This window comes from Acidithiobacillus sp. TH-A117, assembly GCF_057473465.1.
On the sequence record NZ_JBYCKQ010000013.1, the window covers coordinates 20,983 to 35,775 of the forward strand.

14 protein-coding genes, 2 tRNA genes and 2 pseudogenes are annotated in these 14,793 nt (G+C 55.1%); 7 read left to right on the forward strand and 11 right to left on the reverse strand.

All coding sequences use genetic code 11. The annotated features are described in order from the left end of the window. Positions 1–8 precede the first annotated feature (8 nt). Complete coding sequence (mtnA, locus tag AC2VLR_RS02675) at positions 9–1,046, reverse strand: S-methyl-5-thioribose-1-phosphate isomerase (RefSeq protein WP_486880747.1); 1,038 nt, start codon at positions 1,044–1,046, stop codon at positions 9–11. Between the two features lie 158 nt (positions 1,047–1,204). Between mtnA and AC2VLR_RS02680 the strand changes: the two genes are divergently transcribed. Continuing rightward, positions 1,205–2,419 carry a class I SAM-dependent rRNA methyltransferase gene (locus tag AC2VLR_RS02680; protein WP_486880748.1) on the forward strand — a complete coding sequence of 405 codons (1,215 nt, stop codon included), beginning with the start codon at positions 1,205–1,207 and terminating at the stop codon, positions 2,417–2,419. A gap of 77 nt (positions 2,420–2,496) precedes the next feature. On the opposite strand, the gene AC2VLR_RS02685 is transcribed toward AC2VLR_RS02680, so the two are convergent. Further along, entirely contained in the window at positions 2,497–2,988 is a 492-nt protein-coding gene (locus tag AC2VLR_RS02685) for a hypothetical protein (protein ID WP_486880749.1), read from the reverse strand. On the opposite strand from AC2VLR_RS02685, the gene AC2VLR_RS02690 reads away from it, so the two are divergent. The 3 genes from AC2VLR_RS02690 (at position 2,987) to AC2VLR_RS02700 (ending at position 4,220) form a co-directional block, all read left to right on the forward strand. Next, positions 2,987–3,181, forward strand: a complete 195-nt coding sequence (locus tag AC2VLR_RS02690; RefSeq protein ID WP_486880750.1) for a hypothetical protein — start codon at positions 2,987–2,989, stop codon at positions 3,179–3,181. The two genes, AC2VLR_RS02685 and AC2VLR_RS02690, sit on opposite strands and share 2 nt — an antisense overlap. A gap of 73 nt (positions 3,182–3,254) precedes the next feature. Next, positions 3,255–3,330: transfer RNA gene (locus tag AC2VLR_RS02695), tRNA-Thr, on the forward strand. 671 nt (positions 3,331–4,001) lie between these two features. Further along, positions 4,002–4,220 carry an addiction module protein gene (locus tag AC2VLR_RS02700; protein ID WP_215842711.1) on the forward strand — a complete coding sequence of 73 codons (219 nt, stop codon included), beginning with the start codon at positions 4,002–4,004 and terminating at the stop codon, positions 4,218–4,220. Between the two features lie 497 nt (positions 4,221–4,717). On the opposite strand, the pseudogene AC2VLR_RS02705 reads toward AC2VLR_RS02700, so the two are convergent. Beyond that, a pseudogene (locus AC2VLR_RS02705) lies at positions 4,718–4,885 on the reverse strand (IS256 family transposase); the annotation flags it as partial. A gap of 373 nt (positions 4,886–5,258) precedes the next feature. Here AC2VLR_RS02705 and AC2VLR_RS02710 point away from each other — a divergent pair. Together AC2VLR_RS02710 and AC2VLR_RS02715 are read left to right on the forward strand one after the other, a co-directional pair. Beyond that, entirely contained in the window at positions 5,259–5,867 is a 609-nt protein-coding gene (locus AC2VLR_RS02710) for a thiopurine S-methyltransferase (protein ID WP_486880759.1), read from the forward strand. An 83-nt stretch (positions 5,868–5,950) separates the two neighbouring features. Continuing rightward, positions 5,951–6,027, forward strand: a tRNA-Arg gene (locus AC2VLR_RS02715). Between the two features lie 191 nt (positions 6,028–6,218). Here the strand turns inward: AC2VLR_RS02715 and AC2VLR_RS02720 are convergent. Continuing rightward, a pseudogene (locus tag AC2VLR_RS02720) lies at positions 6,219–6,347 on the reverse strand (IS110 family transposase); the annotation flags it as partial. A 119-nt stretch (positions 6,348–6,466) separates the two neighbouring features. Between AC2VLR_RS02720 and AC2VLR_RS02725 the strand changes: the two are divergent. After that, complete coding sequence (locus AC2VLR_RS02725; protein WP_486880751.1) at positions 6,467–6,673, forward strand: YgaP family membrane protein; 207 nt, start codon at positions 6,467–6,469, stop codon at positions 6,671–6,673. 17 nt (positions 6,674–6,690) lie between these two features. Here AC2VLR_RS02725 and AC2VLR_RS02730 read toward each other — a convergent pair whose 3' ends face one another. The 7 genes from AC2VLR_RS02730 to AC2VLR_RS02760 form a co-directional block, all read right to left on the reverse strand. After that, a complete protein-coding gene (locus tag AC2VLR_RS02730; RefSeq protein ID WP_486880752.1) occupies positions 6,691–9,735 on the reverse strand; it encodes an efflux RND transporter permease subunit in 3,045 nt (1,014 codons plus the stop codon). Then, the gene (locus AC2VLR_RS02735) at positions 9,735–10,772 is read right to left on the reverse strand and encodes an efflux RND transporter periplasmic adaptor subunit (protein ID WP_486880753.1); all 1,038 of its coding nucleotides are present in this window, start codon (positions 10,770–10,772) and stop codon (positions 9,735–9,737) included. Before AC2VLR_RS02735 ends, AC2VLR_RS02730 begins: the two co-directional genes overlap by 1 nt. Continuing rightward, positions 10,769–11,752, reverse strand: a complete 984-nt coding sequence (locus AC2VLR_RS02740) for a TolC family protein (protein WP_486880754.1) — start codon at positions 11,750–11,752, stop codon at positions 10,769–10,771. Before AC2VLR_RS02740 ends, AC2VLR_RS02735 begins: the two co-directional genes overlap by 4 nt. Then, positions 11,743–12,114: a hypothetical protein gene (locus AC2VLR_RS02745; protein WP_486880755.1), complete on the reverse strand. Its 372-nt coding sequence runs from the start codon at positions 12,112–12,114 to the stop codon at positions 11,743–11,745. Before AC2VLR_RS02745 ends, AC2VLR_RS02740 begins: the two co-directional genes overlap by 10 nt. 103 nt (positions 12,115–12,217) lie before the next feature. Further along, on the reverse strand, positions 12,218–13,543 hold the full coding sequence (locus AC2VLR_RS02750; RefSeq protein ID WP_486880756.1) for a sensor histidine kinase: 1,326 nt from the start codon (positions 13,541–13,543) through the stop codon (positions 12,218–12,220). Further along, positions 13,540–14,202, reverse strand: a complete 663-nt coding sequence (locus AC2VLR_RS02755) for a response regulator transcription factor (RefSeq protein ID WP_486880757.1) — start codon at positions 14,200–14,202, stop codon at positions 13,540–13,542. The genes AC2VLR_RS02750 and AC2VLR_RS02755 overlap by 4 nt, the downstream gene beginning before the upstream one ends. Positions 14,203–14,281: 79 nt before the next feature. Then, positions 14,282–14,593, reverse strand: a complete 312-nt coding sequence (locus AC2VLR_RS02760; protein ID WP_486880758.1) for a PepSY domain-containing protein — start codon at positions 14,591–14,593, stop codon at positions 14,282–14,284. Between the last annotated feature and the right edge of the window lie 200 nt (positions 14,594–14,793).

Sequence of the window (14,793 nt, forward strand, 5' to 3'; positions counted from 1 at the left end):
TGCATGTTTCAGACCCGCAGCGCTGCGAGGCTGTGCAGATAGTCCGGCCGGGCCACGCCTCTTTCCGTAATAATCGCCGTAATCAAGGCCGCAGGCGTCACATCAAAAGCCGGATTACGTACCTGGACTCCGACCGGGGCCACATCATGGCCGGCACACTGCCGCACTTCGTTTTCCGGGCGCTCTTCGATGATGATGCCTGCGCCAGCCGGCATGGCAAAATCCACGGTGCTCAGGGGCGCCGCTACATAAAAAGGGATGCGATGATACTGGGCCAGAACCGCCAGACTGTAGGTGCCGATCTTATTGGCCGCATCGCCATTGGCGGCAATGCGATCAGCGCCGACGATGACCGCCTGGATGAGCCCCTGCTGCATCAGATAAGCCGCCGCACTGTCCGCATTGAGATGAAAGGGAATACCATCTTTTTGCAATTCCCAGGCGGTCAGACGCGCACCCTGGAGCCAGGGGCGGGTTTCATCCGCATAAACCTGAAGCTGTTTACCGGCAGAAATGCCCGCACGAATAACCCCCAGAGCGGTTCCGTAACCGCCGGTCGCGAGGCTGCCGGTGTTGCAATGGGTCAGGATGCCGCCCTGCTCGGGCAACAAGGCCGCACCATGACGACCCATCTGCTGATTATCGGCGATGTCCTGCTCCAGCAGATCATGGGCAGCTTGCAGCAAAATAGCGGCTGCAGTCTTGGCAGAAGTCTCTTTTTGCGCCAGGGCCAACTGCCGGTCCGTAGCCCAGGCCAGATTGACAGCCGTCGGCCGGGCCGCTTTGATCTCGGCGGCGGCTCCTGCCAAACGCGGCTGCCAGTCCGCCAGCTCGCGCATATCATGAATTGCCAGAGCCATGGCATAGGCTGCCGTCACACCGATAGCGGGAGCGCCCCGCACCACCATCTGAGTAATAGCGACGGCGACTTCCCGATAATCCCGGAGCTTCAACCAGATTTCCTGTTGTGGCAGAAGGCGCTGATCCAGTAAACACAACTGTTGGTCTTCCCAACGAATGGCGCGAATATTATCGACAATAGGCACAGATCATCTCCTGAGTGGCTGACTAGCGTGGCGGCGGATAAAATACATGGCGCGCTCAATATACGGATCAAGCAAATATCTGTAAAATGCAGCGCATTGCTCTCCCTTGATGTTTCGGGGAATAACGGGCAAATTCCCTTTCCCAACAGGTTGTGATCATGTCACCAAGCACTATTTACCCTACCCTGCGCCTACGTCCCAAGGAAGACCGTCGCCTGCGCGCCGGTCACCTCTGGATTTACAGCAACGAAATTGACGTCGCCAGGACACCTTTGCAGGACGTGGCTCCGGGCAGCGTCTGCACAATAGAAGACGCCCAGGGCAAGGCCATTGGTCTGGCCCATATCAATCCCCACACCCTCCTCTGCGGGCGCCTGCTCAGCCGTAATCCCCAGCAACGCATCGACCAGCACTTTTATCAGGAACGTCTGCTCCAGGCTCTACGTATGCGTGAGCGTTTATTTTCCGCTCCGTTTTATCGCTTGGTACATGGTGAGGGCGACGGCTTGCCGGGCCTGATCATTGATCGCTACGAGGATACGCTGATCCTGCAACCGGGCAGTCTCGGCATGGAACAGGATATCGGCCTGATTACTGCGGCGTTGCAAGCCTTGTTGCGTCCTGCCGGTATTTTACTGAAAGCAGGTGGTGCAGCACGCCGCCTGGAGGGTCTGGAAGAGCGGGTCGAAGTTTTGTCCGGGCAAATTCCCGAGCGCTTATCGGTTTGGGAGAATGATTGTTTATTTGAGATGGACCCCTATGGCGGCCAAAAAACCGGCTGGTTTTACGACCATCGCGCCAACCGTCGCCGCCTGATGACCCACGCCGCAGGACGACGGGTTCTGGACTGCTTTGCCTATCTGGGGGCTTTCAGCATTCCTCTGGCCAAGGCAGGTGCCCGGGAGGTGACAGCAATAGACAGCTCCGCACCGGCGCTGAAATTACTGGAGGAAAATGCTCAGCGCAATGCCGTGGATCCCATCCGGATCATCCATGACGATGCCATGGACAGCCTCGCCAGACTGCGGGATAAGGGCGAACAGTTTGACCTGATCGTCCTCGATCCCCCGGCCCTGATCAAATCCAAAAAAGATTTCAAGGAAGGCAGCATTGCCTACCGCCGCTTCAATGATCTGGCCATGCGTCTGCTGGCGCCGGGCGGCATCCTCTTTACCGCCTCCTGTTCCCACCATCTCAACCGCGAAACCCTGCTCAATCATATTGCCTTCGGCGCGCAAAGAGCAGATTACGCCATCATCGCTGAAGGTACCCAGGATATGGATCACCCCATTCACCCTGCCGTACCCGAAAGCAGCTACCTGAAAGGCTTTTATGTACACCGCCGGGAGATGATTCCTGAGGAAACCGCATGATTTCTGAATGATCTCAGGGCATTCGCGCGCAGTTATGGGCGTCCATCACTGAAAATATGAGTAACTACAGGCGGTACTCAAGGGTCATTAGGATGCGGGTCCGCCCGTTTAAGTTGAGCCGCCAATTGCTGCAGAGCAATAATTCCCGGCAGTTGGGCAGACTTAATGACCCTGACCTGAGCGGCGGGCAGGACTGCCGGACAATCCGCTGCCAGCCAGTGACCATGCTGGGTAAAAGTTTCATTCATCATGGGATTACCGGGGGCCACCATATCGCCATGACCAGTCATTGTGGCGTGGCGCAGATATCTATCCTCCCGTTTGAAAATCAGCTGCTGATCCATACGTATATCCGGTGAAATAAATGTGTGCAGTTGAACGGTGGACTGCTTGGCGGTGTTAGTGACACGGTTATGGGTAGTGACTGCACTCTGGCCCATAATGACAGAGGCCTGGGTAGATTCTCCAAGCTGGTTCCAACACTCCTCCTGGCGCATCTGATTGTGTTGTCCCGAAGCAGTCTGCACATCACTCACTATCAGCCAGAGTCCCGGAGCGACAAAAGGCATGGATGAAGGCTCGCCAGAAGCGCTGCTCATTTCAGCAAAAGAAATGGCAAAAACAGCCAAGAAGAAAACAATATGGCGCACTGCGGATCTCCTCAACGTGGCACCGTCGGTTCGGGAACAATCCCTGCGTCTGGTTTGCAAATATCACCTTGAACGATATGCAAATCAAGGGGTGAATGGGCTCATTCAGTAATATATAGTAGAGGCTGCTAGAGGAAAATCGGATTCTTGTCGCGATGCCCCATGACGGGTACAATCGTGCCCACGCCGTTGTAGCTCAGTCGGTAGAGCAACTGATTCGTAATCAGTAGGTCAGAGGTTCGATTCCCCTCAACGGCACCATAAAAACAATGGGTTGCATTTAATTATGCAACCCGTTTTTTGTTTTTGGTTTACTTTTGGTTTACTTTCTGCATTGCGCTTGCATGGTTCCCCATGACAGTACATGAGAGAATTTTATGTTTTGCATTCCCTGAAAACGGGGTATGAGGATATGAACGTAGCTCATCTTCTTGTGGGCTTAGCAACTCTACCAACCATCATCACATAAGGTGGGATACCGTGCCATCCAAATTGGTTAAAGCGTCGCACGGTATCTCCAGATGTTCCCGCATCAGAAGCGTCAGTTTTTATATAAGTGGACCCGCCCGAACTAGAACAGAGGACCAATGGATTACCAGTTCCCTTACAAATCATTAGGTTAGATAGTTATTGGTTGTCACTCATTGGGTGCAATTTCCGTAACATGCTATTCTTTTTTGGTTTTTGTTGTTTCGGCGAGTTTCTTGTTGGCAGTGGCGGTGTAATGCTGCCGTACTGGAAAAGGATAACAAAGCCACCATGGACACCTAGTGGGTACCCGGCGTAATCAACCTCGGCAGCCACGACCGTTGGGTCTTCGCCGAGTTCACGGATGTCTGGCTGATACAGGAAGATTTTGTCCGCCAGATTGAGGTATTCTATGACTAAATAATTGCCAGTGTGGTGGATTCCCACCTAAAAGGAGCGATGTCATGACTGCCTTGCCCAAGTTGAATGAACTTACTGTCAGTGAAAAACTGCAGATGATGGAGTCACTATGGGATAGCCTCTGCCAGCAACCGAAAAATATTCCCTCTCCCGTCTGGCACGGGGAAATACTGGCCCAAAGGGAAAATGCCCTCCGTCAGGGGTCTGACCAATTTTTGGCTTGGGATACAGCCAAGGCGAACCTGCGCAATAGCACCCGATGATCATCGAGATATCCAACGCGGCGCAGCAGGACCTTCTGGATGGTTACCATTTTTATGAATCCCAAGCAGAGGGCTCGGCACCTATTTTCTCGATAGTCTGACGTCAGATATCGATTCTCTGGTCATCTATGCGGGTATACATGCGCTTCATTTCGGTAATTTCCATCGCTTACTGGGTAAGCGATTTCCCTTCGCTGTTTATTACCGCGTAGAAGATAGCAACATCCGCATCTACGCGGTTCTTGATTGCCGCCAGAACCCGATGTGGTTGCGCAATCAACTCGTTAATGCCGAAGCAGATTTTATTTCTCGCCCCAGAGCCTCTGAAGAGTAGAAAATGGCCAAAAATCCAAAACTATTCCTAACTGAGCCACCTGGATGGGCGACGAATATCGTCCGCACTCGACCGAGTTCTTGTCCTCAATGCGCGCATGAATGCCGACCTGCACAGGAGAGCTATAGTCAATTCTGGTGTATCAGCATTTCCTGTCATAGCTTCAGGCGGCGCTCAGTTGGTTATCCGGCAGGGTTTGGTTGACCGGTAATCCATCGATAAATTTCACTCCAGCAAAAAGGTCTCGGACTTTCTCCGGGGCATAAATCCCAATCCAGCGTTTCTCTGCCTGCTGTAGCATCTTGAAGCCCAATCCAATCAATCTGTTGCGCTGCCAAAAAGCACTTGGGATTGGTCAGCTTTCAACAGGGATCAGCGTCAACATGGTTCACCATGGATAAAGCAATATTCTGGCAATTATTAGCATTATTCAGGAAGTTGAGGAACAGACTACCACGGCGTTGTGCGGTAAAATACAAATGCTGACAGGTGGCTAACGAATAACGCTGATTAACACGCGTAATGCAGCGTGAATCGGTGACCAAAAAAAATGTTACCCTATATGGCAGATTAAGATTCAGGCCCGTGGAACAAACTGTTGGAAAACCTGATAGCATTTTCTTTTTGTAATGATAACGTGAGAGACAGCTTAAATCGCAAACATACAAAGCACTGACTGGCTACAACGCTGGCAACAAAACCGTATCGGCTTCCATCGCCCGGATTTTCACGAGCAGCTTTTGACGCATTGGCCGCAGCTCGCCGTGGAACCCGGCAGCCGGGTATTCGTGCCACTCTGTGGTAAAAGCGTGGACCTGCTCTGGCTGGCCCATCAAGGTTTCAAGGTAACCGGGGTCGAGCTCAGCCCCATAGCTGTCGAGGCCTTTTTCCTGGAACACGGATTGACTCCCAGTATTACTACCCACGGCGCCTTTCAACATTACCAGTCCGGTGAGATAGAAATTTTCTGTGGGGACATCTTTCAGTTGCGGCAGGAGGATCTGACTGGCACGAAGGCCGTTTATGATCGCGCCGCGCTCATTGCCCTCCCACCGGCACTGCGTTTGGCTTATGTCCGCCACTTGCATACTATTCTTCCTGCCCAGCCTGCTGTTCTTCTTATTACGCTGGATTTCCCTCCTGAAGGCCGGCAAGGGCCACCCTTTCCCGTGACTGAGGCTGAGGTGCGCCAACTTTATGCTGGGACATGGAAAGTCGAACAGATATCGAGAATCGATCTGCACGAACGTGAGCGTGCCAACGAGTCTGAGCACTTCGAGGAACATGTATACATTCTCCGCGATGCTCGGTAGTTGCCAGGCAAAATACTGAGGTACCTCACGATCCTCATAACGGTTGACCCCGGCCAGTGCAGTCGCTATATTACGCCCTCATCGCGCTCGTAGCTCAGCTGGATAGAGCAACTGGCTACGAACCAGTAGGTCGGGAGTTCGACTCTCTCCGAGCGCACCAATAAAAACAATGGGTTGCAATTAATCATGCAATCCATTTTTACTTTTGGTTTACTTTTGGTTTACTTTCTGCATTGCGCTTGCATGATTCCCCATGACTGCACATGAGAGAATTTTGTGTTTTGCACTCCCAGAAAACGGGGTATGAACTGTAGTTCACGATCTTGTGGGTTTAGTAACTCTGCCAGCCATCATCATAGGGAATACCGTGCCTTCCAGATTGGCCAGAGCATTCGGCACGGCTTTCAGCCCCTGTTGGCGACTCTGGGGTAGATCCGCACAGAATTCATACAGTAGGCCACGCATCTGATTCACCTGCACCAGCGTTGCGGCATTTGGCGGACTCCGCGTGAATCCGCCGCCGGGGTGAGAAAGTCACAGACAGCTTGTAACGAGCTCACTACGATAACATTCTCTATGGCATCAACGAGGAATCCAACATGTCGTTATCTACCCTGTTCAATGAAGGGGTGCCCGACCGCCTGATTCGGGTCATTGTCGGAATCATTGTCATTGCACTGGTATTCATCGGACCAAAAACGCCCTGGGGCTGGGTGGGCCTGCTACCCTTGATCACCGGTCTGGTGGGATGGTGTCCCGCCTATACCCTCCTGGGAATCAGAACCCGCCCCCTCCGCAAACACTGATCGGGTAAAACTACGGATCAGTGCTGCATAGGCACTGGTCCTTTTTGCAGCACCCGTTCCAGCCAGACATACAGCGCCGGCATCACCAGCAGGACCAGAGGAATTTCCGCCAGCAGACCGGAAATGATGGCGATGGCCAAAGGTGCCTGCATCTGCGCCCCGGCACCCAAACCCAGAGCCAGGGGTAGGAGCGCCAGGATGGCGATGATGGTCGTCATCAGCACTGGCCGCAGCCGCGCCTTCCCCGCCCGCACCAGTTCGTGGCGTTCGGCAGACCGGGCCTCCGCAAAAAAGAAGATCGCCGTTTCCGTCACGATACCGACAATCATGGTCATCCCGATCATCGCCGTGAGGTTGCGCTCCGTGCCCGTCAACCACAAGCCCACAAAGACGCTGCCCAGAGCCAGGAGAGACGTCGCCAGAATGCTCAGCACCACCGTAAAACGCTCATAGAGAAAAAGGAGCAATACCGTCACCAGCAGAATGGCCGCCAGCAGTACCAGTGCCAGTTCGCGCATGGATTGCTGCTGTTCGCGGTACAACCCGCCGTATTGCAGGTAGACGCCATGGGGGAGCTGCAGATGGGCCAGCCGCCCCTTGACCTCGCTCATTACCGTGCTCATGGCCCGACCTTCGATTCGGGCCGTCACCGCGACCATGGGTTTGAGGTTTTCCGAGTTCAGTTCTGCCTGCCCAGATTGCATCCGGATTTCTGCCACCTGCCCCAGGGCCAGATAATGGCCATCGGGAGCAATGATGGGGAGTTGCCGCAGGCGCCGGATCGCATCCCATTGCCCACGTGGAGCGCGAATGCGCACACCGATCATTTCCTGCCCCTGGGGAATCCGGCTGACGACCCGCCCCTCCATCAAGGTGTGCAACTGGCTGGTCACCTCTGCGGGGGTCATTCCTGCGAGGGCCGCCTTTACGGGATCCACATGGATATCCACCGCATCACCGGCAATGGTGATGCCATCAAAGACCTCCACCACCCCCGGAACCTGGCTGATTTGTGCGGCTACCTGGCGGGCCAGCTTTTGCAGGATCTGATCGTTGGCACCAAAGATCTTGATTTCGATGGGCTGGGGCACCGCCGTCAAATCGCCGATGAGGTCTTCCATCAGTTGCCCGGTTTCCACCCGCAAACCCGGAACCTGATCATGGATCTGCTGACGAACGCTCTGCATCACCTGCCAGATAGAATGTTGTCGCCGGGTCTTGAGGCGAATGAAAAAATCCCCGGTATTGGCTTCGGTGATACCGCCGCCCAACTGCAGTCCGGTGCGCCGCGAATAGCTGGCCACATCCCGATTTTTCGCCAGAATCTGCTGTACCTGGTCCAGCAAGCGATCGGTTTCCGCCAGGGAGGTACCGGGGGCTGCGGTGTAATCCAGTACAAATCCTCCCTCATCCATGGCGGGCATGAAACCACTCCCCACCTGGGTGTAGGACCATCCGCCCAAAATCAGAAAGGCCAGCACAATCCCGGATAAAAATAACGGGCGTTGCAGGAGTTTTTCCAGATGATGGCCGTACCAATGGCTGAACCAGGACAAGAAACGTCCCTGATGTTCGGCCTTCTCGGCGTCCTGTTGGCGCAGGAACAGATCGGCCAGCAGGGGGACGGCCAGATACGCCACCAGAAAAGACACCAGGAGTGCTGCGGCAATGGAAATGGCCAACGCCTGGAAAAAAGCGCCCGTCACGCCCGACAAAAACGCCAGAGGCAGAAAAATGATGATGGTGGCGGCCGATGACCCGGCCAGGGGTTTGCTCATTTCCAGTGCCGAGTGCAATACCGACACCGGCTCATCCTCACCCGGATGTTCGGTGATACGGCGCATGATGTGTTCGAGCATCACCACGGCATCATCCACCACCAACCCCACCGCCGCCGCCATACCCCCCAGAGTCATGATGTTGAAGCTCTGATGCAATACATACAGCACCAGCACACTGGCCAAAAGCACGCTGGGCAAGACCAGCGCGACGATGAAAGTCAGCCGCAGATTGCGCAAAAACACCAGGAGCACCAGCGCCGCCAGGGCGGCGCCTATGAAAATCGCATCGCGCACACTGGAGGCTGCCGCCGTAATCAACTGACTTTGATCATACCAGACGCTCAGTTTGACGCCCGGCGGAATACGGCTGGCATCCTGGCGCAACAAGCTACGGATGGCGTGATCGATGGCCACCGTATTGGCCCCCATCTGCTGCTTGATATTGACTAACACGGCGTTTTTGCCATTGGCCGTCACCGTGGTCCATTGGGGTGCGGTTCCCACCTGGATATGGGCTACGTCAGCCAGATCCACGACTCCGGCCGTCCCCGTCTTGAGGACGATATGCTCGATATCCTGGACATTTTTCAGGGGACTTTCACTCAGAATCTGATAGAGCCGATAATGACGCTGCAAGCGGCCCACGGCAGTAATGATATTCCCGTTACCCAGCGCCTTTTCCACGGCAGCAAGGGTCAGGCCATAACTCTGCAGACGCATCGGATCCACCACCACCTGATATTCCTCGCGCGCCCCACCCTGCACGTCCACCTGCGCCACCCCGTGGATGGCCAACAAGAGGGGACGCAGGTCATATTCGGCATAGCGACGCAAGGCGACCGCATCCAGACGACCCGAGGTCAGGGACAAGCCCAGCACCGGAAATACCGTCGGGTCCATCCGCCGGGCCGTAAAACGGGTATCCGGCGGCAGGGCCGGCATCACCTTGTTGACGGCGGACTCCGCCTGCAAGAGGGCTTCCGTCATATTGCTGCCCCAGGCAAACTGTACCGAAACTTCGGTGGCCCCACGTGCCGTGGTCGAGCGAATGTGCTGCACACCGGGGACCGCCCGCAAGGCTTGTTCCAACGGCCGGGTCACCGCAATTTCCGTTTGGGAAATGGGCATATTGCCGGAGTCGGCCGACACGGCGATGCGCGGGAAAACCACATTGGGGAAGAGCGCCACCGGCATTTTCGTGGCAGAGAGGAGTCCGGCCACCACCAGCACGAAGAGCAAAAACAGCAGGGAGCGACGATGTTGCAAGAGCCAGGCACCCATCAGAATTGCCCTTTCACCCGCAAGGCCATGCCGGGTTTCAGCTCGTAGTTGCCCAGGCTCACCACCGCATCCCCGGCCTGCAATCCCTGCTTGACCGCAATCCAGCCACTCTGTTGCCAACCCGTTTCCACCCAACGTTTTTGGGCTTTACCGGCCACGTCCACAAAACAGTAGGACTTACCGTCCTGCTGCAGGACGGCCGAATCGGGGATGGCCAACACCTCTTGGCGATGCAGGACGATCTCCGCCCGGAGCATGGCTCCTGGCAACAAATCCGGCCGGGCGGGCAAGGGCACCACCACTTGGGCAAGGCGGGTTTGCGGGTCGATCTGGCTGTAAATCTGGGTGATTTTCCCCTGAACCTCGGTCCCCCCATATACCGAGCGCAGCAGCACTGAATCACCTACCCGAATGCGCGGCAGATCACCGGGCTCCACGCCCAACAAGACGCGCAGGGCGTTTCCCGTACTTAGGCTGAGCAAAGACTGACCAGCGGCGATCAGGTCACCTTGATGGACATGCACAAAGGTCACCACCCCACTGATGGGAGATCTCACCTGGCCTTTTTGTAAGGACTGCAGGCGCAAGCGGATGTCCTGCAGTGCCGCACGGGCCTGGGCCAGGGCTTGATCGGCACTTTGCACCTGGCTATTGGTCGCCAGCTGCCGCTGCCGCAGACTGGTCACCCGCTGCTGCTCGGCCCGGGCGAATTTCAGCGCGATTTCCGCTTGTTTGAGCTGTAGCTGATCGCTGACCGAGGGTTGTACCTGTAGCAGGGGCTGTCCCTGCCGGACTCGCTGCCCGGCAGCCACCAGTACCTGACTGACCAGGGTTTCGGCGGGCAGCACGATGGTTCGGCCGTCCTCCGGCGCAAACTCCACCGTCCCATATACCCGTAATTGATCGGCCATGGACATCATCCGTACCGGCGTAGTTTTCACCAAAGCGGAAACTTCGGCTATAGCCATTCCCCCGAACAACCCATACAGAAAACATCCCCAAACCAGCATCTGCCAGGCTGGAAACCATTTTTTCATTTCTGCTTCCCCCAATCTGCAACGGGTAAACCCACGGCCAGTTCCAGTGCTGCCTGTTGGGTGGCAAAGGATTCCTGCAAAGCCAGTAACTGCAAGCGCTTGGCCAGAGACTGGCTACGCACGGTTTCATAATCCAGTAAGGTCACATCATGTTCACTGGCCGCCCTGCGCAAACGACTTTCGGCCTGCTCCAGTTTCGGCACTTGTTGCTGCAACGGTTGGATTTCTTGCTGCAATCGATGGAGATCCTGTACCAGGCGAAAAATATCGGCGCGGGTTTGAAAGAGCCGGGCGCTGTAGGCCTCTCGAAGCTGGGTGCGGGTCGCCTCAGCTTGGGTGATGGCACCGCGATTACGATTCCAGAGGGGAATATCCAGGGTCAAACTGGGACTATACGTTTGCACATTGGAGGTATCGGCAGCCTTGCCGAAACCGATGGTGAAGCCGGGATATTGGCCGAGTATGGCCCGCCGTACCCGCGCCTCCTGGGCCTGATAACCGGCCCGCAGCGCCAGCAGATCGAGTCGGTGGTGCTCGGCCAGGGCCAGCAAGCGTGCTGCATCTGGACATTGCTTCCAGAGTTGCGGCGGCCGGACCTGAATCAGCATCCCGGGCGGCAAGCCGATGGATGCATCGAGCTTCTGACGGGTGGCCGTCACTTGGCGACGCATAGCCAGTGCCCGGTCCTGACTATCCAGCCAGGCAATTTGCCGTAATGTAGCGGTGTTGATGGTGCTGTCACCCAGGCGCAGGTTCTCGGCAGAGGCCTGATACCATTTCCCGGCGGTTTTTGCGGCCGCCGCCGCGACGGCCTCCTGTTCCTGCAGATAATAGAGCTGGCGGGCGAGAGCCCGGGTATTACCGGCCTGCATCCACTCCTGCCAGGCCACCTGATAGTGCACCGACTTTTCCTGGGCACGGGCAATATCCAGATTGGCAGAACGGGTAAAGAGGCTGGCGAGACTCCAGCTCAGCCCCATGCTATAGGCCTGGTAATATCCTGCCCCACATTGCCGGGCAAATCCGCACTGAGTGACAACTGAGGATCCGGGAGCAATCCTGCTGCAAAAACCTGGGCTTGGGCAACCCCAAATTGGGCGCGCATGGCCCGCAACTGGGGATTGAGCAGGACGGTCAAGACTCCGAGGGTCCTCCCGGAAAACGGCTCCTGTAGATTCACTGCCCGCACCTGGTGATGCAGCCGCGCCAAAGCCGCCGCCATTTCCCGATGTACTGCCTGCGCAGAGGCCAGATGATTCGACAAGGGGGCCGGCTGATACTGCGCACAACCGGCCAGCAACAACATGCCCCCCATGATTACCGGCCACAATCGCAACGTCATGAATCCTGTACTCCCTGAAAATCATTCACATTGAAGAAGTTCTGTAAAACACTTGTTTATCAGTGTCTCATGATTGAATTAGGCAAGACTTAGCGAGTCTGAGTTAGTTATTCACAGAGTGGCTGATTCGTTTTTGTCGATAAATAAAATGCAATCCGGCGTGCTTAGTGCGGGGGCACAGGGAAACTTGTCCACCCAACTGATTGGCAATGGCGCGGACAATGCTTAAACCCAGTCCACTGCCCGCTTCTTGCGTACCAGGAATCCGGTAAAAGGGATCAAATACGCGTTCCGACTCTGCGATGGGAATACCTGAACCACTGTCCATCACTTCCAGGAGTGCATCACTGCCCTCACTCCGGACACTTATCGTCACTTCGGAGTGCTCAGGACTGTAACGCAAGGCATTATCGACGACATTGCGTAACAAGCTGTATATAGCCGCAGGACTACCTTGCACCCATATTGGGCTTGGGGCATCCAGGCCAAAATCGATTTTCTTGCATTCTGCCAATGGATACAGATCTTCCAACACCTGTCGGGCAGTGCTCACCAGATTTACCACTTCCAAACTCGGAGCAGTCGCCTGCTGCCGGGCCAGACCCAGCAATTGCTCAAGCAGATGAGCAAAGCGCTCCAGACCTTTTTGCAACGGCTGCAAACGCTGTTGATATTCCGACAAGGAGTCCGCCCGACTCAGGTTCTGCACCTGCAGAGATAATGCGGTTAACGGCGTTCGTAGTTCATGGGCAGCATCAGCGATAAAGCGACGCTCCTGTTCCAGCAATAATCGAACCCTTTCCAGCAGGCGATTGATGGCTTCAATAAAAGGGGCAATTTCTGATGGCACCGTTTCTATGCTCAACGGCTCAGGACGGTCAGGATTTTGCCGGTCCATGGTATGAGCCAGATTCTGGATCGGTGCCAAAGATCGCCGGACAATCATCCGTGAAAAAAGCATCAATAACGGCACCAGAAACAACAAGGGTAATAATGTCCAGCGGGCACTGGCAAAAGCCGCATCACTGCGCACATCAGTAGACTGCGCCACGGCCAACGCATTATCTGGCCCCTGCCGCCGCACAAAAATGCGCCATTCCTGGCCTTCCACCGTCACGGTATGGAATCCCGCAGACAACTGCCAAGGTAGCTTCAAAGGGACATTTAACCTGCTACAGTCCAAATGACATAAGGGCTCTACGACAATGCGCGCATCCGGGTCTTCATCCACTCGACTTTGATCATCATGATAGGCACTCTGCCAAAGTTGCGGGGGTACCAGTGCAGCAATCTGCTGCAAGGAAGCATCCTGATATTCCTGGGCTTCGTTCAGGGCCAGAAAAAAAGACGCCAGACCAGCTAGCAAACCCATGCAGACAATAGCCACGCTCAAGCCAATGTACAAACGCCTCTGCAAAGAATGATTCATGATTGACGAGGAATCATCCAGCCAGCACCACGCACATTCTTGATGACTTCAGTACCCAGCTTCTTGCGCAGACCATGAATCAGAAAATCGATGCTGTTACTTTCGACGCTCTCATTCCAGCCATACAGACGTTCCTCCAGTTGGGTACGACTGAGTACTGCGCCGGGACGCAACAATAACGCCTGTAATAAGGCAAACTCCCGGTGCGTCAAAAGCACACAGGTCTCATCAATCTGCGCAATATGCGTACTTAAATCCAGCTTTAGAGAGCCGTTTTCCAGTATTGGAGAGCCCTGTCCACCCTGACGACGGATAATGGCCCGCAGACGGGCCAGCAACTCATCCATGGCAAAGGGCTTGACCAGATAATCATCGGCTCCCAGATCCAGTCCTTCGATGCGGTCCGACAGCCCATCCCGGGCAGAAATAATAATGGTAGGTATGGCGTTCCCGACGGCTCTGACTCGCTGCAACACCGTGCAACCATCCACTTTTGGCAATCCCAGATCCAGCAGAATAGCTTGGTGTTCCTGATTGGCAATGGCCCGTAGTGCCGTTTCCCCATCACGCACCCAATCCACGGCATAGGCAGCGTCCTTGAGAGCGACGGAAATCGCCTCAGCAATCATTTGATCGTCTTCCACCAGAAGAATACGCATTATTTGAGTGATACCCCCTGCGAAACATAATATTACCCGCTCCGGGGAGCGGGTTCACCAGATCAGGATAAGCCCTTGATCAATCAGCGTGGTCGCCTTCCAGGGAGTTCTCCAGAACGGCTCCGGTCCTGGCATCTATACCCACTTCATGGCTGACATGCCCGCTTCTGATCACAAAAGAATAGCGCAACCCGCTGCCGCCTTTTTCTTTTTCCAGCTCCTGATCGGTAATTTTTCCCGGGTAAACCTGCAGAGCCATTACCCGCGCCTGCTCGATACTGATTTTTGCCTCACCCGCCAACTTCTGACCGGTAAAAGCGTATACCCCGAAAGCGGACAAAAACAAAACCCCTCCCAGAATTCCGGCAACCATCCTTTTAGATACGCTCATGACATCGCTCCTGTTGCATACGTTGAGAACCGGATGGATCCGTTTGGCCCATCCGTTTATGCATGGTATATACCCAGGATTAGCGCAGAATTAGGGGATGAATATTCGCAATATCCGGGGAGTACGCATGGCATGCAGCAAGGCCATGGCAATATGACCCCACCAGTAAGCCCACACCAGATTGGCAACCAGTGAATGAG